Source organism: Sediminibacterium sp. (genome assembly GCF_030695065.1).
Taxonomy (GTDB): Bacteria; Bacteroidota; Bacteroidia; order Chitinophagales; family Chitinophagaceae; genus Sediminibacterium.
In genome coordinates this window covers 598,167-617,885 of sequence record NZ_JAUYTR010000023.1, presented here as the reverse complement: position 1 = coordinate 617,885, position 19,719 = coordinate 598,167, and the positions used below count along the sequence as shown (strand labels likewise).

Sequence of the window (19,719 nt, the reverse complement as noted above, 5' to 3'; positions counted from 1 at the left end):
ATAATAACAGCATTACAGTAATAAGGTTCATGGTATCTTTATACAATGACAAATAAGGAAGAACAACATGCTTACTTTGATGGGGTTTATCAATCCTTAAACTTGGCACAAAAAGCTGCAGTTGATGCAATGGAAGGCCCGGTTATGGTTATTGCCGGTCCAGGTACTGGTAAAACACAGATTCTAAGTGCAAGAATTGGTAAAATCTTATTGGAAACAGATGCCAATCCAGAAAATATTTTATGCTTAACGTATACAGATGCTGGAGCAGTTGCAATGCGCAAAAGACTATTGCGTTTTATAGGTCCAGATGCATATAAAGTGAATATTCATACATTCCACTCATTTTGCAATGATGTAATTCAAGACAATCTTTCTTTGTTTGAAAAAACAAAGCTAGATCCTATTTCAGAATTAGAGAGTATTGAAATATATAAACAGTTAATTGATGGCTTCCCTAAAAATCATCCACTAAAAAGGTATCGTGGAGATGTTTATTTTGAAATAAACAATTTAAAGAATTTGTTCAGCAATATGAAAAAGGAGGGTTGGACAGCTGAATACATAAACAAAGCAATAGATACTTTTTTAAAAGAAATTCCAACCAGAGATGAATTTATTTATCAAAGGGCATACAAGCAATTCAAAAAAGGAGATCTAAAACAAACACAAATTGATTTGGTTACAGAGCGAATGGAAAAGCTAAGCGCTGCTGTAAATGAGTTCAATCGTTTTAAAGAGCTCATGAAAAAAAGAAATCGATACGATTTTGATGACATGATTATTTGGGTATTAGAGGCCTTCAAAGAAAATAAATTATTGTTATCGAAATACCAGGAACAGTTTCAATATATTTTAGTAGATGAGTATCAAGATACAAGTGGAACACAAAACCATTTAGTAGAAATGCTAATTAGCTATTGGGACCATCCGAATATTTTTGTAGTAGGTGATGATGACCAAAGTATTTATCGGTTCCAAGGAGCTAATATTGAAAACATGGAAAAGTTTGCTGATGCTTACAGCAAAGACATTCAAACGGTCATCTTAACTGAAAATTATCGTTCTACTCAGCCTATATTAGATGTTGCTAAAAGCTTGATTGATCGGAATAATGAAAGGCTGGTCAAAAAAATTCCAGGGTTAAGTAAAGATTTAATTGCTTCAAATAAAAAAATAAACGCATTAACTAATCCTCCTACTCTTACTGCTTTTGAATCGGAGCAACAAGAAATGATTGGTATTACCATTGCTGTTGAAAAACTACTACTACAAGGTATTGAGCCTGGTAAGATTGGTATCATTTATAAAGAAAATAAATATGGTGAAGCACTTAGCAATTATTTTAAACTGAAACAGATACCTGTTTACAGTAAAAGAAGTTTAAACATTTTAGACTTGCCTCTGGCTAAAAAAATTACGCTGATTTTAAAATATTTAGCAGCTGAACACGACACCCCTTTTGGTGGCGATGAAATGTTGTTTGAAATTTTACATTTTAACTGGTTTGGCATACCCCCAATTGAAATTGCTAAACTTACAGCTACAGTTGCAGATAAAAGATTTGGCAATGACAAAACCAATCTTAGAAAATATATTGTAGAAATAGCCAATCAACCGGCTAAAGATTTATTTAGCGTTCCAATTATTGGATTACAAAAAGCAATTAATAGTTTAGAAAAATTGATTGGAGATGTTCCGAATGTAACATTACCTACGCTATTCGAAAATATCATTCGCGAAACAGGCGTATTGAGTTACATCATGCAACACCACGAAAAGCATTGGTTACTTCAAGAGTTAACAGGACTATTCAATTTTTTAAAAGAAGAAACCAGCAGAAATCCTTCTCTGGATTTAGCAGAATTGATTACTGCTATTGAACTCATGGAAAAAGAAGGAATTATACTTCCGCTTATTCAAGTAAGTGGAAGTGATAAAGGAGTAAACTTACTTACTACACATGGATCAAAAGGACTGGAGTTTGAATATGTTTTCTTAGCGGGATGTAATGCAGCTTATTGGGAAAAGAAGAGAAAACCAGGCGGTGGCTATTCAATGCCAGACACTATGTTTACTTCTCAACCAGTCTTTAGTGAAGAAGAAGAGCTCAGAAGATTATTTTATGTAGCACTTACAAGAGCGGAGAAATTTTTACATATTTCATACAGTAATTTCAAAACAGATGGTAAACCGTTAGAACCTTCGATGTTTATAGCAGAAATACAAGAAGCTTATGCGTTAACACTTAACAAAGAAGTGCTAAGCAAAGATTCCATCAGTGAATTTGCTGTTTTACAATACCAAGAAACCATTGTTCCACAAATTGAAAAAATTGAAGCCAATTTTATTGAAAGGGTGCTAGAGAAATTTGTGATGAATGTTACTGCTTTAAATAATTACCTGAAATGTCCATTGCAATTTTATTTCAATAATTTAGTTAGGGTTCCTTCAGGAAAATCGGAATCAACCGAATTTGGGTCTGCAGTTCACCACGCATTACAAAGATTTTTCCAACTGATGCAAGAAAACAACCAATTTCCTAATAAACAACAATTGATTGAAGATTTTGAATGGTACATGAAACGTCATAGAGAAAATTTTACAAAAGAGCAATTCAATAGAAGAATGGAATATGGTGGAGAGGTATTGAGTAACTATTACAATACCTATCTAAACGAATGGAATAAAGTAGTTGTGATTGAGCGGACAATCAAAAATGTTATTGTGAATGGAGTTCCATTGAAAGGAAAACTAGATAAACTTGAGTTTAATGGAAAAATGGTAAATGTAGTAGATTATAAAACGGGAGATGTAGATAAAGCAAAAGAAAAACTTTTAGGTCCCAACGAAAAACAGCCAGATGGAGGTGATTATTGGAGACAAGCAGTATTTTATAAAATATTAGTAGACAATTACGATCAAAAAGCCTGGCAGGTTATAAGCAGTGAGTTCGATTTTGTTGAGCCAGATAATAAGAAAAACTACAGGAAAGAAAAAATTCTAATTACAGATGCAGATATTGCAACTGTAAAAAATCAAATTAGTACTGTTTGGCAAAAAATACAAAACCACGAATTTTATACTGGCTGTGGTAAAGAAGAATGTCATTGGTGTAAGTTTGTAAAGAACAATGACTTAAATGTGTCTATTTCAGAAATATTGCCAGATGATGAAGAAAATAACACAGAAGAATTTTAATTGATTTTATGAAAAGAAATATAGAAAGAACTGGATTGATTATAGTGTGCTTATTGATGAATATCTTTTTATTCTCTTCCTGTGCAAATATAATTCCCCCGAGTGGAGGTGATAGAGATAGTTTACCCCCAGTTTTGGTTGGTGCATTACCTAAAGACTCAGCAGTAAATGTTTTTCCAAAACTAATCACTTTAACTTTTGATGAATTTGTAACGCTACAGGATATCAACACCAATTTGATAGTTTCACCAACAATTAAAAACATTCCAAGCGTAGACAATAAATTAAGAAACGTAACCATTAAATTCAAGGACAGTTTAGAAGCGAATACTACTTATTCCCTCAATTTTGGAAATTCTATTAAAGATGTTAATGAGGGCAATATTTTAAAAGATTTTAGATACGTATTCTCAACCGGAAATTCAATTGACGATTTTACTTATACTGGCAAAGTATTACTTGCTGAGAAAGGAAGTGTAGACTCTACGCTAATTGTAATTCTGCACAATAATACCAGCGATACTGCTATTTTTAAGAATAGACCCCGTTACTACACTAAAATAAATGGGAAGGGCAATTTTGAGTTTAAGAACTTATCGGGCGGGTATTATTCCGTTTATGTTTTACCCAATGATTTTTCTAAAAAATACGATGATAGCACCAAATTGTTCGCTTTTAAATCGGCACCCTTATTAGTAAATGGTACTAATATGAATGATACCCTTTATGCCTTTGAAGCATATAAAAGAAAGGCGGTTGGCTCATCGGTATCCGCCGCTAATACTTCAAGTAGCAAAACAGAAAATCGTTTACGATATACCAATAGTTTAGACAATGGATCACAAGATTTATTATCGCCATTGGAATTGCGTTTTTTAAAGCCTTTGAAATCATTTGATAGTAGTCAAATTCTATTTGCCGATTCTAATTACATTGCTTTAAAAGGAGTTAGCATTTCTTTGGATACAAGTAATACCATTTTATCTTTCAACTATCCTTGGAAAGAGCAGACCCAATTCAGAATTATCCTTCCTAAAGATGCTTTTAAAGATACCAGTGGTATAGGTTTAGCAAAATCAGATACTTTACGATTTGCAACAAAAAAAGAAACAGAATACGGAAGCATCAGACTAAGATTCAGCAATTTAAATTTGGGTAAAAACCCTGTTTTACAATTTGTGCAATCAGACAAAATAGTTGAATCAATTCCACTTAAATCTTTGGAATTGGTTAGAAAACTATATAGGGCAGGCAGTTATGATTTACGCATTTTATACGATACCAACCAAAATGGCATTTGGGATACTGGCATTTTCGGAAAACTGAAGAAACAGCCAGAAACCGTTCAATTAATTTCTAAACCATTAGTAATTAGGGGCAATTGGGATAATGAGGTAAATATTACTTGGTAATTACTATTTTTCGTATTGGTAAAAACCAATTTTAGTTTTTACTCCTAATAAACCTTGATCAATTTTATCTTTCTGAATTGATGCTGGCTTTAATCTAAGTGGTTTTCCTAGATCTTCCCATACAATAGTGCTTACACTATAATTAATATCTAGTCCAATTAAATCCATTAGTTTAAACGGTCCCATTTTAAAACCTATTGATGCTAAAATAGCATCAACTTGTTCTATTGTTGCCTTACCAGTTTGAACCAAGTGCATCGCTTCTAAATAATAAGGTCTTGCTACCCTATTAACAATGAATCCAGGTGAATCTTTACAAATTACCGGTGCTTTTTGCATGAGTATTGACAAATCAGCAATTTGTTGAACAATGGCAGGACTGGTATATTTTCCTTTAATAACTTCTACCAACTTCATTATTGGAGCCGGATTAAAAAAATGCATCCCTACCAGCTGAACTGGATATGCAATTGATTCAGCAATCAAATCAATGGAAATGGAAGAGGTATTAGACGCTACAATTAGCTGAGGTCCATTTATGGTAAATAGTTGATTAAATAATCCAACTTTAGCCTCTTTATTTTCAATGATGGCTTCAATAACTAATTCACCTTTGCATTCATTTATATCACTAGTATAATGAATATTTGAAATAGCAACTTTAAAAGCTTCAGTACCTATTTTTCCTTTTTCTAGAAATTTTTGGAGACTTTTCTCTATTGACTCAGCAGCTCTAACCAACATGGATTCATTTAAATCAAATTGTATCACTTTAAATCCAGCAGTTGCAGCAACCTGAGCAATCCCACTTCCCATAGTACCTGCACCACAAACAATAATAGTATTAATGGTATTATTTGCCATAGTTATGCAAGATACTTACATCTTATCCACTAGCGCTTAAGAAGCAACAATTTTAGTAGATTTTGGTGGTAATTTTAACCCATGGGAAATCCATTACAACAATTGGACCTTTTTGGAATGCCAGTAGGCATTACCCCAAAACCTAAGAAACAGGCTGTAAAAAAACCAGTAGAATCGGCCCAACCGAATCTACCGACTGCTTTAGAACCAATTGCAAATAAAGAACCAATTACTAATATTGAACCCATTGCAATTAGTGAAACTGTAACAGAGGAGCCGGTAGTTTATGCAAGCAACCAAATTGTTGTTAAGGTAAAAAGCGAAAAGGTAAACAAAACACCCGCTGCTGTTTCATTGGAACCAGCTGTTACTACAAAAGTTAAACTATCAGATAAAATAAAGGAAGTAGGAAAAAGAGGAAGAAAATCTTTTAAAGAAATGGATGCAGTAGCAGACCTAATTGAAATTCCTACAGAAGATGTTTTAAAGCAGAAGTTATATTACTCAATTAGCGAAGTTGCATCTTGGTTTAAAGTAAACACTTCATTATTGCGTTACTGGGAAAATGAATTTGATATTTTACAACCGAGAAAAACAAGAAAAGGAGATCGCCTATTTAGAGTAGAAGATATTAAAAACCTTCAGCTCATTTATTTACTCTTAAGACAAAGAAAATTTTCTATTGAAGGTGCTAAGAGTTATTTAAAAAATAACAAGAATAAAATTGATACAGAAACACAGTTGGTTCAGTCACTAACCAAATTCAAGCAATTCTTATTAGAATTAAAGTCTTCCTTATCCAATTGATTTGTTTGTTACTACTACATCTGTAGCTGCAGCTGCCATTTGAATTTTCAAGTCATCCATTAATGAAATGATCTTGAAAATGATATCCTGGCGTTGTTGAAGAAATACGTCCATTGGTTGAGTAACCAAACTCAAGTATTCAATATTGATGATATGTGCACTCTTTCCCGTGTCTATTAAATAAACTGCAATCCCTGTAACGCCATTTAACAAAAGTGTTGATCTTATTGACTCAATAAGCTGAGACAACTGAATGGTTGTGGCATCTAAACCAGCTTCGATTCTTATTTCTGCTTTCCTATGAGAGCGCAATGAGATATTATCAACAATTGTGTCTACCATTTGCTTATTGGGCACAGAGATATATGTTTTTTCAAGGGTTCTTATGCGAGTACTTCTCAGTCCTATTTTTTCAATAGTTCCTGAAAACCCGTTTACTTTAACTAAGTCGCCAGTTATAAATGGTTTATCGAAGAAAATGATAAATGAGGCAATTAAATTTTCTAAACTTTCACGGGTGGCTAATGCTAGCGCCGCGCCTACAATACTAAGTCCTGTTAATAAATTACTGATGTCTTGATTAAAAGAAAAACGAAGAATTAGTAAAAGCCCAATTATGACCAAAATTGCTTTGAAAAAGTCTTTGAAAAAAATTATTAACTGATTGTCGGTCATATCAGCTGTTAAATTGGCTTTCTGTTCTAATACCAATGCAATAAATTCAATGACCCTTAATACTAACCAAATAAATACACTTATTAATACTCCATTGGCTAATGCATCTAGAAACTCTTTCAATGAAATTCTATAAACCATCACATTTAATACTTCTGGAAAAGTCAATTGATCAATAGAAATAATTCCAATTAGGAGTAATAAAAAATAATCTAAAGGCTGAACTACTAAATTCAAAAAAGACTCTCTTGCAACATGTTTACCAGCCTTGCCAACTAATCTAAACATCAATTTGGCTAAATACTTTGATACAATCCTCTTTAAAATTAGAATAGCCAATATAACTAGTAAAACAGTTAAGTAACTTCTTACTGTATTGTTTAAAATTTCCTTTTCTAAAAATTGTTCCATAAATCAAATTATGATTCAAATTTTTTCAACTGCATATTAGCCCCATCAAATTCTGCGTAGGTAAAATTTTTAATCCAATCACCTAAATTAATATACCTACTTGTGCCAGTAAGTGGGAAATCAATGGGATAGTGGCGATGACCAAAAATAAAAAAATCAAAATGTTCTTTTTCAAGAACCTCTTTGCTATAAACAATCAGCCACTCATGTTCAGCTCCTAAAAAATGATCATCAGATAAACCTGTTTTTTCTTTGCTCTTTCTACTAAAATAATTGGCCAACCCAATACCCCAATCAGGATGGAGTATGCTGAAGAGCCATTTGCAAACAGGGTTTGTAAAAATTTTTTTTAGAAACTTATACCCTTGATCTCCCGGACCTAATCCATCACCATGACCAACCAATACTTTTTTATTATTCCAAACAAAAGTATGGGGTTCATGATAAACAGTAATATTCAATTCAGACTCAAAATATCCACTCATCCACATGTCATGGTTACCAGTAAAAACGATAATTGGTATTCCCGCATCACTTAACTCTGCTAACTTCCCAAGTAAACGTGTATAGCCTTTGGGAACAGATTTTTTATACTCAAACCAAAAATCAAAAATGTCTCCAACTATAAATATGCCAGCGGCACTTTTTTTAATTGAATCTAAAAATAAGACCAGTTTTTTCTCTCTAATTAAACTTGCAGCAGCATTAGGGGCTCCTAAATGGAAATCGGATAGAAAATAAATTTTATTGTCAGCACAGATATTATTAATCATAGCTTTCCTTTTTGTTTCAGATAAGCTAGTAAATCACCTCCTTCAATTAATACTCCGCCTTCTACAGATCCATTGTACCAATAAATCCAAGCTTGTTCTTGAACGTCATTTATTTGTACTGTTGTTAGAACTCTTTTATATAAGGGAATTTCATCTTCTTCTGCTTGCACACCTTCGTAATCGTCTAATTGAGCAATGGCCCAAGAACATTCAGCAGGTACTTTAATAGCATACAATTCCCCTTTAATTAAATGGTTGTCATTGGTAGGAACCCCAGCAGGAAATTCAGGTAATTGATACAATTTACCTTTTACGTAAGCAGTCCCTAATAGAGTAAAGTACTTACTTATATAAGTATATGCAGGGTTGTTGAAGCCGCTTCTAAGCGAACCATACACAAATAAATTACGGCAAGCTAATTCCATGAAATTAATATTAATCAATCATCAGTTAAAAAGCAAAAAACTTCTTTAGGCCCATGAACTCCTACCACCAATGTTTTTTCTATATCTGCTGTTCTACTAGGCCCAGTAGCTAAACTTATCATTGATGGTATATTTGTTCCATACTTTTCGGTCATGCCCCATAAAGCCTGATCAATACTATAAACCAATTGATTTGTTTTAGCTAAACAAATATGTATAGGCGCATATACACTGGTTGTTCTTCCACTTACTGAAGCACTACTTAAAATCATACTACCTGTTCTTGCAACTAAGTATTCGCACCCTGTAATAGATACATCACAACTGGCAATATCATTAGAAAAAGTTTTATCAAATCCGTTTGCAACCAGCATTTCACAAAAAGCTGCTTCTTTACAAAAAACTTGCTCCCATTTACGAACCAATATCAATTGCAACAATTGTGAAGCCAACTCCTGTTCATTGGCACAAAAAGAGAATTTACCTTGTAAGCCTGTAAAATGCTCAGCAAACTCTATCTCCAGTTCTTTTAATGATGGTTGAAATAATTCAGCATTAGAGGCATTGGTCAAAAAGGGAACAGGCACTTTGGTAACAAGTGCCTGTTTGATATTTTTTAAAATTTTCTCTCTAGAAGTTGCCATTATGCATTGGTATCAGGATGTTGATCAGCAGCCAATTTTTCTGCTGCAGCAATATTTTCCGCTTCTATTTCTAGTAACTTTTTTTCCTCAAAAGGACGCTTCCCAATCAAGGTTTCTACATCACTCTTATGAAGTACTTCTTTCTCTAGCAGTTCCTTCGCCAATTTCTCCACTTCACCTCTTTTCTCGGTCAAAAGATTCAGGGTTCTTTGGTATGCTTCGTCTATAATCCCCCTAACTTCTTCGTCTATAATTTTTCCGGTTTCTTCACTATAAGGTTTAGTGAATGTATTTTCTTGAGTTGGATCATAGAAACTAACATTACCCACTTTCTTATTCATACCGTAGGCTGTAACCATACTATATGCAATTCTAGTAATTTGCTGTAAATCGTTGGCCGCACCAGTTGAAATTTTACCAAAGAAAATTTCTTCTGCAGCTCTTCCACCCAATGTCATACAAATTTGATCCATTAACTGATCGGTATTGTATAAGTATTGTTCTGTTGGCGTATACTGCGCATAACCCAACGCAGCTGTTCCTCTTGGAACTATGGTAACTTTTAATAAAGGATAAGCGTGTTCTAAGAACCATCCGCAAACAGCATGTCCTGCTTCGTGATAGGCAATAATAGATTTTTCATGTGGAGCAATAATCTTATTCTTTTTCTCCAAACCCCCAATTACTCTATCAATTGCATCTTGGAAATCACTCATATCAACCGCTTCTTTCCCCTTACGCGCAGCTATTAATGCAGCTTCATTACACACGTTGGCAATATCCGCACCAGCAAAACCTGGTGTTTGCTCGGCAAGTTTATGTAGGTCTAATGTTTCAGATACTTTAATAGGACCTAAGTGTACTTTTAAAATTGCTTCACGACCCTTAACATCTGGCTTATCAATAGAAATTTGACGATCAAAACGACCTGGACGCAATAAGGCACTATCCAATACATCTGGTCTATTGGTAGCAGCTAAAATAATAATTCCAGTATCGCCTCCAAATCCATCCATTTCAACTAATAACTGATTCAATGTGTTTTCTCTCTCATCATTACTCATGATGGCATTTCTACCTCTGGCTCTACCTATGGCATCAATTTCATCAATGAAAATTATACAAGGAGCTTTTTCTCTAGCTTGTTTAAATAAATCTCTTACCCTACTTGCTCCAACCCCCACAAACATTTCAACAAAATCGGATCCGCTCAAACTAAAGAAAGGCACTTGTGCTTCTCCAGCCATTGCTTTAGCTAATAAGGTTTTACCTGTACCCGGAGGACCTACTAATAACGCCCCTTTAGGTATTTTACCACCCAAAGAAGTATATTTTTTGGGCTGTTTTAGGAAATCTACAATTTCCATTACTTCCACTTTGGCTTCATCTAAACCTGCAACATCTGCAAATGTGATATTAACTTTAGCTCCTTTATCAAAAAGGGTTGCTTTTGATTTTCCAATATTGAAAATGCCGCCAGGACCACCGCCACCAGGACCTCCACCACCCATCTTACGCATTAATAACACCCATGCGCCAATAATAAATAGTAAAGACAAAATGGTATTGAATATTGGGCCAGTCCATTCTGCATCGGTTACTGCTTTTTCAGGAACACGTGCTAATTCAGGATGCGCAGCATAAATTTCTTTAAGATCGTCTTTGAAATTTTTAACATCCCCTGTTAACTCAAATTCAAACAAAGGAACATTCTGTACTTTTCCTTTCTCTTTACTTAAGTCTTTCTTGAATTTAGTTACATAAAAGTCCTTATACAAGCGATCTGGTTTAATATAAACCCTAACCCTTTCTTTGTTTTTAACTATGTCAATTTTTTGAACATCGCCCGGAATCAACATTTGATCAAAGTATTCCTGCTGACTGGTTGGTGCCAAATCAGGTGACATTCTTAAGAATTGCATGGATAAAAGAACAATTGCAATAATTGCGTAAATCCAATAAATGGTAAACTTTGGTCCTTTCTTCTGACCATCTCCTTTCTCAGAGTTTATTTTCGGTAACGGGTTGTTCTGTGACATAGCTTCTTACGTGATATATAATAATGTTTGAGTCCCTTAAAAGTTTTGTTAAGTTCAAGACTCATGCATTTGCGAAACGGCATCGCTCCACATTTCTTCTAATTTATAAAAATTTCGTGCTTCAGGGTGCATAACGTGAACTACCACATTAATGTAATCTATTAGTACCCATTGGGCGGCTTGTTTTCCTTCGTGTCTATAAGGCGTTTCACCACAAATTTTCTTAAGCTGATCTTCAACGTAATCGGCTATAGCTTTTATTTGGGTAGTACTGGTTGCTTCACAAACAATAAAAAAATCTGCAGATGCTTCCGGTATTTTTCTGAGGTCTAGACTAATGATATTCTCGCCTTTTCTATCTAGTATGGCTTGAATAATTGTCTTAAATATCTTGGAGTTTTTATTCAGTCTTGTGACTGTAGTCTTCTCGCGGGTTTTCAATAGTGAAAGTGGTTCCAAAAATGATAGGTGTTTTAATGAATAATTTTCATGTTAACTTCGTCAAAAATAGTAATTCTTTGGCAGGTTCAGCTGTTAAAACTGTGATTGGAACACCGTTCACCCACCTTAATAGGGTAAACAGTACCAACATTTATGCCATGGAGCAGTTACAAGCTAAATTGGCTGAGCATGGTGCCGCTTTTTTTGCCGATTTACAAACTGCTGGTAAGGGGCAAATGGGTAAAAAATGGGAGTCTGAATCAGGTCAAAATCTGCTTTTATCTGTCATACTAAATGTTTCCTCACTCAATATAGGACATCAATTTGCACTGAGCGCTGCAATTGCATTAGCTAGTTGGGACCTTTTATCTCTATATATTCCCTCAGAACTAACCATAAAATGGCCTAATGATATTTACTGGAATGACAGAAAGGCAGGAGGAATCCTAATAGAAACCCAGATTAGCGGGGGAATTTGGACCTATGCCATTGCAGGCATCGGCATTAATATTAATCAGACCTACTTTGAAGAGGTTAAACAAAAAGCCGTTTCACTAAAACAGATTACAGGTGAAACATACCATCCTAAGGAACTTGCAAAAGAACTTTGTAATCATCTCAATAAAAGATACCACCAATTATTACAACCACAAGGACCAGAAAAAATAATAACCCAATACAATGCTGTTTTATATAAAAAGGAACAATTAGTGAAACTTAAAACCGGCAATATCACTGCAACATATTGTATAAACGAAGTAAATAAAAATGGAAACTTACTAGCAACTGCTGGAATACAGCACCAATTTATACATGGCTCCGTTGAATGGATTATATAATCTTTGAAGTAAATCTTTCAATCAAAGCGTTCTTTTTATCTTGCGACAGGTGTACCTGAGACTCATTACTCATGATTAACACAAATTCTTTTTTATCAATCTTCTTGATATGGTTCAAGTTGACAATATAACTTCTATGTGTTCGAAAAAAAGGACCATCCGATTCTAAATATTCAAAGTCTAACAGTTTTTTAGTTAAGGTTAATACCCCATGTGTTACAGTAACAATTTTGGTATAACTTCCTTCTGCTTGAATAAAAATAATATCTTCTTGATTAACTACATAAATGGTTTCAGCGGTTTGTAACACCACTTTTTTATCTTGTTGTTGAGATAAATTGTCTCGTAAAACCTTGTATTGAATTTGATTGGAGGCTTGAAAATTAATTTTCTTAAGCGCTCTTTTCAAATGCTCTAACCTTACCGGCTTTAAGATATAATCTACCGCCGAACTTTCAAATGCTTTTAAAGAATACTCACTATATGCTGTAACAAAAATAATTTTAAACCCTATTTGCTGTTGATCAAAAAAGTCTAGCAATTCAAACCCACTATACCCTGGCATATCAATATCTAAAAAAACCAAATCTGGTTTATATTTATTAATCGTTTTAACTGCTTCGGGCACATCACTACAATCTGCAACAATTTCAACCTCCTCAAAATTTTCGGAAAGTAACCCACGCAATGCTTTTTTAGCATTAGGTTCATCATCTACTATAATTGCTTTTATTGTTTCCATCTTAATTGAAGTTAATCATGAAATGAATGTGCTGTAAGTTGTTTTCTAAAAATTAATTCGCTCCTCATCGTACTTAGGAATAAATAAATGAATTGCTGTGCCTAATGAATTTTTTAGTTCATCGTATTGATCAACTACGTCATGCGTAATTTTGAGCTTATACAACTTATTAAAAAGTTCAATTCTTTCTGCAATTGCCTTTGTGGCAAAAGGCTGTGGCTTATTCTTGTTTCTTTGATTAATTTGCGCAGATTGCTTTCTACCAATTCCGTTGTCTTCAATATATACATCTAGCCCATTATTCGATTGAATGAACTTTATTCTTAGCTCCTTTTTACCAGGCTTATGCATCAAACCGTGTTTAACTGCATTTTCAGCAAATGGTTGCAATAACATAGAAGGAATAATTAAATCAGAAGTATCATCCTGAAGATTAATTTCTATTGTGTATTCAAAATCTTTATCAAACCTGGCTTTCTCTAACTCAAGATAAAGAGTGAGGTTTTCGATTTCCTCGCGCAAAGACTGAAGCTGCTTATCACTTGCCTGAAGAGTCTTACGCATTAAATCACTAAAATTACCTAATAAATTACCTACTTCTGTTTTTCTATTATCATACAATAATCCCTGCACAGTATTTAAAACATTATATATAAAATGGGGATTCATTTGTGAACGAATAGCTACTAATTGACTTTTAAAAAGTCGTTCTTTTAAACCTTGTCTTACCATTAATCTTTTAGACCAAAATTTTAGAAAAAGATATGCAATGCCTATAGACAAACAAGTCATTATAAAAATAAACCACCATTGTTGCCAAAAAGGTTTAAGTACCTGAAATGGAAAAGACCTCAAATCACTTTCATAAATCCCATTTATATCATATGCTTGTATTCTAAAATCATATGAACCAGGAGATAATCTATAAAAATTGAGTGTTGCAATATTATAGCTCAATACCTTCCAAGAAGTATCTAGACCAACCAATTTATAGCGATAGTTTAAATTGGTTGGAGATTTATACTGAACTGCATCAAAATAAAAACTGATATTATTTTTATCAGCAGGTAGGCGCGAATTAGCTGTTAATTCAGAACCATTAGAATGGGCTTTAATAGAAGGAAAATAAATGATTTCATTTACAGGCTTACCTCTGTAATCATTTATAACCAAACCAGATGTTGTGGCTAATAACAGTTTATCTGGATGCAAAGAAAAATCATTAACCGTTAATCCTCCCAATCCATATTCATCTAATAAATTAGTGATAACGCCTGACTTTAAATCGATGATCTGCAAAGACTCATCTGTATTTACCCAGATTTTTCCATTACGTTCTTTTATCCCTTTAACATTATTGCTTTTTAATCCATTTCCGGTATGAAAGCGCTTAATTACTTTATCATTCTCTATTACGTACAAGCCTTCATTAGAAGTGCCAGCTAATAAATAGTTGTCAGACGTTTCATAAAGAGTTCTAGCTATTAATTTTTGATTATTATTTTTCCTGACTATAAAAGTGCTATCACTAAAACAATACCGATATAAATCATCATAATATGCAATCCAGAAATATTTTTTTGTTCTTGAAAGAAGAATATTAGTGCTTCTTGCGTTTCTAAAAACTGGTATTCTTAATCCTGACCTGAAAATATTATTTTTCATGTAGCGACTATATAGTGGAATACCTGTAGTGTCTGGGGTTTCCTTTGAACGAATACCAAGTGGATTATTTAAAACATATGTTCTATTATAAGAAGCAACAATTAGATTTTTTTGATGATCTCTTATAACACTTTTGCCATAATCGTCAACTTTAACTGGATTGGCAGATTTTAGATTTATTATACCTCTATTGGTAAAAACACTTTTATCGGTAGAATCATACGTAATAAACTGTATTTCTGTTGCTATTGGTAGCTTATAATGTAATCGACTTTCCGTTTTGATATTAAATGTGGTTAACATTCCCTTGGTGCTACCTACAACTACAGTATCCTTATTAATTGTTGTTACTTTAGATATATTATCAAAGCCAGACCCAGGATTTATTGAATACAATTTATTATTAAGAGAAGGACAAACAAAAAGACCATTGTCTAAAGTACTTACCCAATAATTTCCTTGATAATCTTTAACAATATCAGTGATGCTTTGATTAGGAAAAATTAGCCTGGTATTTCCGTTTTCAATATTCCATAAATAAGCGCCAGTTTGTGTACAAATCCATTGTTCAGTTTCAGAGGTGGAGGCAAAATGAAATACTAACACATCTTCAGGTATATTAAAAGGCTTAGTCAATTTCAGTATTCCATTTTGAACTACAAATGCGGGCAACCGCATTTTACCAATTTGAGAACCATAAATATATTTACCCGAAGACATCATTCTAGTGTCATTATATTTGAAAGGCGTTTTAATCCATTCTTCTTTTTTAGCAGGATATTTAAACATCCACCCTTTTGCACCATAAGCAACAATTTCCTCCCCATTTTTTACTATGGATGAAATTCCTAGGTATTCGGGAGAGTATACCTTTTTAATTGTAGTTCCAGTGGCTTTATCAATTTGATATAAGTTTTCTAAAGATGCCAACCAGATATGCTTCTTGGTTGCAACATAGTTCACTATGATTGATTCATCATAAACTCTTTTGTCTCTAAAATTATAATTGCGAAGGGTATCATTTTTAATAGAAAACAACTCTTTGTAAAAATTCATACACCAAATATTTCCCTCGGGATCTTGTTGCAAATAACTTACAGATTGCATGCGGGTATTATCGAAAGGAATTTTTACAAAAGTCCGGCCATTAAATCTAAATAAGCCCTTATCGGTTGCCAACCATATATATCCTTTATTATCCGATAACATATCATAAATAACCTGTGTGGGTAACTGAGCAGGATAAGTAAACTTTTGGGTATAGGGATATTGGGCAAAAAGCTGACCAATTAGCAAACTCAATAAAAACGAAAAAAACAATCGCTTCATCCAAATCATTAATTAAAGAACAATTTAATATAAAAGAATCATTTAAACCTAAAAGAGGGCTTAACAAAAGAAATGGGGGGTTTCGTGAAAGAAATGGGGCATTTGATGTAATTTTTTCAGCTGGCATGTAAAATAAAATCAACTTTACAGTATTACAAACGTAACAATTGGGGGTAAGAAAGCTGCAAGTTCAAAGTGCAGCTTTCTTCATTTTTACCCTTTTCTATTTTTTTGGAGTTAATTTTGGCCAAATTTGATGAATGTCAGAAGTACAATTAACCCAATTTTCGCATGGTGCTGGCTGTGGATGTAAAATTGCCCCTGCGGTTTTAGACAGCATTCTTCAATCTGCAATTGCCCCTAGTGTTTTTAAAGAATTATTGGTTGGTAATAGCAGTAAAGATGATGCAGCTGTATATGACTTGGGCAACGGCACTGCTTTAATTAGTACTACAGACTTTTTTATGCCAATTGTAGACGACCCCTATCAATTTGGAAGAATTGCAGCAGCAAACGCAATTAGCGATGTATATGCAATGGGGGGTAAACCAATTATGGCATTGGCTATTTTAGGCTGGCCAGTTGATAAATTATCGCCGGAAATTGCTCGAAGGGTTGTAGAGGGTGGAAGAAGTATTTGCGAAGAAGCTGGAATTCCTTTGGCTGGTGGGCATAGCGTTGATACTACAGAACCTATTTTTGGTTTGTCGGTAAACGGTATTGTGCCTATTAATCATTTAAAGAAGAATAATACAGCACAAATAGGTGATTTGCTTTTCTTAACAAAACCACTTGGTGTAGGTATTCTTTCCACTGCACAAAAAAAAGGGCAATTAGAAGAATCCGATTTGCCGATACTTATTAATCAATTAAATCAATTAAATAAGATAGGTCAACTCTTAGGGGCCTTAGAAGGTGTTCATGCAATGACAGATGTAACAGGCTTTGGCTTAATAGGACACTTAATGGAAATGGCCGAGGGCAGTAATACAGGTGCCCTAATTAATTATAGTAAAGTGCCCGTAATTAATGCCGCTAAAAAATATCTTGCTAAAAGACTTGTACCTGATGCTACTTATAGGAATTGGAATGCATATAGTAAACAAGTGGGATTTGAAAAAGGGGTAGATGTGATGGAAGCCTTTTCCATCTTACCAGATCCTCAAACAAACGGGGGACTCTTAATTGCAGTTAATTGTTCAGCAGTTGAAGAAATTAGAAATATTTTAACCCAAAATGGACTAGGTAATCATATTGAAGAAATTGGAAAAGTTACTGAAGTACATGAAAAAAGAATTTTAGTTGCTCCTTAAAAGGGCTAAAACACCATATTCCCTTTGTTTTTAATTTGCTCATTGGTTAATTCTGCAACCAACTGTACACCACTTAAGTTTCGAACAGTTTGTTTAATCCAATTACATTTGTCGTCATCAACTAAATCGTATTTCATTAACCAAATAAAGTCCATATGCTTAAACTCTGGCAATAAATACTCACCATCAAATTGATTCTGATACAAGTAATGTGTAAGTGGTGAATTAACTTCTTTGTATTGATAAATAGAAAAATAATAGCTTCTTTCCTTTCTACGAAGATGTATTTCAATCTCAGGATTTAATCTGAAATCATAACCCAAATTCGTATTCAGCTGCATACAAAACTGATAATTTTTTAAAGTAGCGGTTATTCCCAATAACCGCGTTTCTTCAAAAAAATCGTCATTTAATTCATCAACATCTAGGCGAAGCTTCATATTAAAATTTAAAACTCCAGTTCTACAGTAATCTCTTCTGATCCGCGTTTATATATCAACTTGGTCTTATCCCCTTTTTTAAACTTAGAAAGAGATTGCATATAACTGTTAACGTCTACAAATTTATAGTCGCCCAATTGCAATAAAATATCCCCTGCTTTTAGCCCTATTTTTTCTGCTAATTTTCCAGCGCTAGCTCCATCTATTCTCATTCCAGTTCCAGTAAAACCATAATCGGGTATCACCCCCAAACTCACTGTAAAACGAGTACTTCTACCCATTTGTTGCTCACGAGTTTTAGTGAAGGCAATTTTACCCTTGTTATCGGTTGATGCAACAATATTGTAAACTAGATTTACGATCTCATTTATGCCTGCATAGTTAATTTTATCCCAATCATCTGTTGCTTTATGATAGTCTGGATGACTGCCAGTAAAAAAAAACAATACGGGAATATCCTTTCTATAAAAACTAGCATGATCACTAGGGCCTGTTCCTGCGCTATCAATTTTATAAGATATATTTTTAGCTAATGCTGGAATGCTATTGCCCCATTCTGGAGAAGTGCCATAACCCCCAATTGTTAATTTTCTGGCCGTATCATATTTACCCACCATATCCATATTTATCATATAATTTGAAGATATAGTAGTAGTAGGATTTTCGAGCCAATACTTGCTCCCCATTAACCCAAGCTCTTCACCTGAAAAATGTATCAAAAGATAATTATTAGAGGGCGGAGATTGGTTTTTTAATTTTCTTGCTAATTCAAGTAATGCAGCAGTTCCACTTGCATTATCATCTGCACCATTATGCACTTCATTTACTGCATCCAATGCGTTTTTATCTTCCCCATAACCTAGATGATCATAATGTGCTCCTAGTATTACCGTGTTTGGCGCATTATTATTTATAAAGGCAACTACATTTCTTGCTTTACGAACTTTATTACTCAATGCAACTGAAAGCTCCAACTGAATTGTTGCAGCAGCATCAGTAAAGTATTGTTGCATCCCCTTTTTTGAAATAAAAATTATGGGAATAGACAGTGTAGTGGATTTGTCATTTTTATTGAATTGAACATTATCTACTAAAGCAGAACTATTAAATAATAGCACAGCGGTAGCTTTTTTTGTTGCAGCTTCATTGGCTATTTTTTTAATACTCTCTTCAATATCAAAGTGAGGATTATTTTTATTTTCTTCTAAAATTTCTTTCAAATCTTTAAACCAAGGTTGATTGGCTTCTGATAGGGCTATGGCTGGTGACCCTTTAATTGAAGCATTAGCACTAAAAGCAACAGGAAAGAAATCCTCATTTATGACCAATGACTTCCCATTTACTTTTAAAAAAGAACTCGTTTCAATTTGAAGCCCTTCGTTTATTTCGAATTCTTGTACGTATCCATTTACACCTTTAGGCTCTATCCCTAATAATTGGTACTGTTGCACAAGGTATTCCATAGCCAATTTTTCACCTGCAGTACCTGTTCTTCTACCCTCTAATTTATCATCCGCTAAATATTGTACATGCTTCTGTAAGTTGTTTTGAGTGAGTGTCTGTTCTTTCTCTGCGGCAATTCTTTGTTTACGCTTACTTTGAGCATCCGCCATAATAGGCAATACAAGTAGAGCAACCATCCATTTTTTCATATTTAGCACTTTATATTGCAAAAGTAAGTAGCTGCAAGTAGATAATT

Annotated in this window: 16 protein-coding genes; 5 read left to right on the top strand and 11 right to left on the bottom strand. The window is 33.8% G+C overall.

Annotated elements, in window-relative coordinates:
- Window positions 1-45: 45 nt before the first annotated feature.
- Together Q8S25_RS13475 and Q8S25_RS13470 are read left to right on the top strand one after the other, a co-directional pair.
- The gene (locus Q8S25_RS13475) at window positions 46-3,201 is read left to right on the top strand and encodes an ATP-dependent DNA helicase (protein ID WP_305538626.1); all 3,156 of its coding nucleotides are present in this window, start codon (window positions 46-48) and stop codon (window positions 3,199-3,201) included.
- Window positions 3,202-3,209: 8 nt separating this feature from the next.
- Window positions 3,210-4,613 carry an Ig-like domain-containing protein gene (locus Q8S25_RS13470; protein WP_305538625.1) on the top strand — a complete coding sequence of 468 codons (1,404 nt, stop codon included), beginning with the start codon at window positions 3,210-3,212 and terminating at the stop codon, window positions 4,611-4,613.
- A gap of 3 nt (window positions 4,614-4,616) precedes the next feature.
- Here the strand turns inward: Q8S25_RS13470 and Q8S25_RS13465 are convergent, their stop codons facing one another.
- Window positions 4,617-5,477 (bottom strand): 3-hydroxyacyl-CoA dehydrogenase family protein, encoded by an 861-nt coding sequence (locus Q8S25_RS13465; RefSeq protein WP_305538623.1) that lies wholly within the window; start codon window positions 5,475-5,477, stop codon window positions 4,617-4,619.
- An 81-nt stretch (window positions 5,478-5,558) separates the two neighbouring features.
- Here Q8S25_RS13465 and Q8S25_RS13460 point away from each other — a divergent pair, with 81 nt between their 5' ends.
- A complete protein-coding gene (locus Q8S25_RS13460) occupies window positions 5,559-6,284 on the top strand; it encodes a MerR family transcriptional regulator (RefSeq protein WP_305538621.1) in 726 nt (241 codons plus the stop codon).
- Here the strand turns inward: Q8S25_RS13460 and Q8S25_RS13455 are convergent.
- The 6 genes from Q8S25_RS13455 to rsfS are packed head-to-tail and all read right to left on the bottom strand — an operon-like array spanning window position 6,273 to window position 11,710.
- Window positions 6,273-7,370 (bottom strand): mechanosensitive ion channel family protein, encoded by a 1,098-nt coding sequence (locus tag Q8S25_RS13455; RefSeq protein ID WP_305538619.1) that lies wholly within the window; start codon window positions 7,368-7,370, stop codon window positions 6,273-6,275. The two genes, Q8S25_RS13460 and Q8S25_RS13455, sit on opposite strands and share 12 nt — an antisense overlap.
- A gap of 8 nt (window positions 7,371-7,378) precedes the next feature.
- Complete coding sequence (locus tag Q8S25_RS13450) at window positions 7,379-8,143, bottom strand: UDP-2,3-diacylglucosamine diphosphatase (protein ID WP_305538617.1); 765 nt, start codon at window positions 8,141-8,143, stop codon at window positions 7,379-7,381.
- Window positions 8,140-8,568: a gamma-glutamylcyclotransferase gene (locus Q8S25_RS13445; protein ID WP_305538615.1), complete on the bottom strand. Its 429-nt coding sequence runs from the start codon at window positions 8,566-8,568 to the stop codon at window positions 8,140-8,142. Before Q8S25_RS13445 ends, Q8S25_RS13450 begins: the two co-directional genes overlap by 4 nt.
- Before the next feature lie 14 nt (window positions 8,569-8,582).
- A complete protein-coding gene (locus tag Q8S25_RS13440; RefSeq protein ID WP_305538613.1) occupies window positions 8,583-9,212 on the bottom strand; it encodes a lactate utilization protein in 630 nt (209 codons plus the stop codon).
- Window positions 9,212-11,251, bottom strand: coding sequence for an ATP-dependent zinc metalloprotease FtsH (gene ftsH, locus Q8S25_RS13435; RefSeq protein ID WP_305538611.1), 2,040 nt, complete (start codon window positions 11,249-11,251; stop codon window positions 9,212-9,214). The genes Q8S25_RS13440 and ftsH overlap by 1 nt, the downstream gene beginning before the upstream one ends.
- A 54-nt stretch (window positions 11,252-11,305) precedes the next feature.
- A complete protein-coding gene (gene rsfS / locus Q8S25_RS13430) occupies window positions 11,306-11,710 on the bottom strand; it encodes a ribosome silencing factor (RefSeq protein ID WP_305538609.1) in 405 nt (134 codons plus the stop codon).
- Between the two features lie 17 nt (window positions 11,711-11,727).
- Here rsfS and Q8S25_RS13425 point away from each other — a divergent pair, with 17 nt between their 5' ends.
- Complete coding sequence (locus tag Q8S25_RS13425; RefSeq protein WP_305538607.1) at window positions 11,728-12,531, top strand: biotin--[acetyl-CoA-carboxylase] ligase; 804 nt, start codon at window positions 11,728-11,730, stop codon at window positions 12,529-12,531.
- On the opposite strand, the gene Q8S25_RS13420 is transcribed toward Q8S25_RS13425, so the two are convergent.
- Window positions 12,524-13,273, bottom strand: coding sequence for a LytTR family DNA-binding domain-containing protein (locus tag Q8S25_RS13420; protein WP_305538604.1), 750 nt, complete (start codon window positions 13,271-13,273; stop codon window positions 12,524-12,526). The genes Q8S25_RS13425 and Q8S25_RS13420 overlap by 8 nt on opposite strands.
- 45 nt (window positions 13,274-13,318) lie before the next feature.
- Window positions 13,319-16,267, bottom strand: coding sequence for a histidine kinase (locus tag Q8S25_RS13415; RefSeq protein ID WP_305538602.1), 2,949 nt, complete (start codon window positions 16,265-16,267; stop codon window positions 13,319-13,321).
- Between the two features lie 260 nt (window positions 16,268-16,527).
- On the opposite strand from Q8S25_RS13415, the gene selD reads away from it, so the two are divergent.
- Window positions 16,528-17,580, top strand: a complete 1,053-nt coding sequence (selD, locus tag Q8S25_RS13410; protein ID WP_305538600.1) for a selenide, water dikinase SelD — start codon at window positions 16,528-16,530, stop codon at window positions 17,578-17,580.
- A gap of 5 nt (window positions 17,581-17,585) precedes the next feature.
- Here the strand turns inward: selD and Q8S25_RS13405 are convergent, their stop codons facing one another.
- Complete coding sequence (locus tag Q8S25_RS13405) at window positions 17,586-18,020, bottom strand: IPExxxVDY family protein (protein ID WP_305538598.1); 435 nt, start codon at window positions 18,018-18,020, stop codon at window positions 17,586-17,588.
- Between the two features lie 8 nt (window positions 18,021-18,028).
- On the bottom strand, window positions 18,029-19,672 hold the full coding sequence (locus tag Q8S25_RS13400; RefSeq protein ID WP_305538596.1) for a M28 family peptidase: 1,644 nt from the start codon (window positions 19,670-19,672) through the stop codon (window positions 18,029-18,031).
- Window positions 19,673-19,719: the final 47 nt, after the last annotated feature.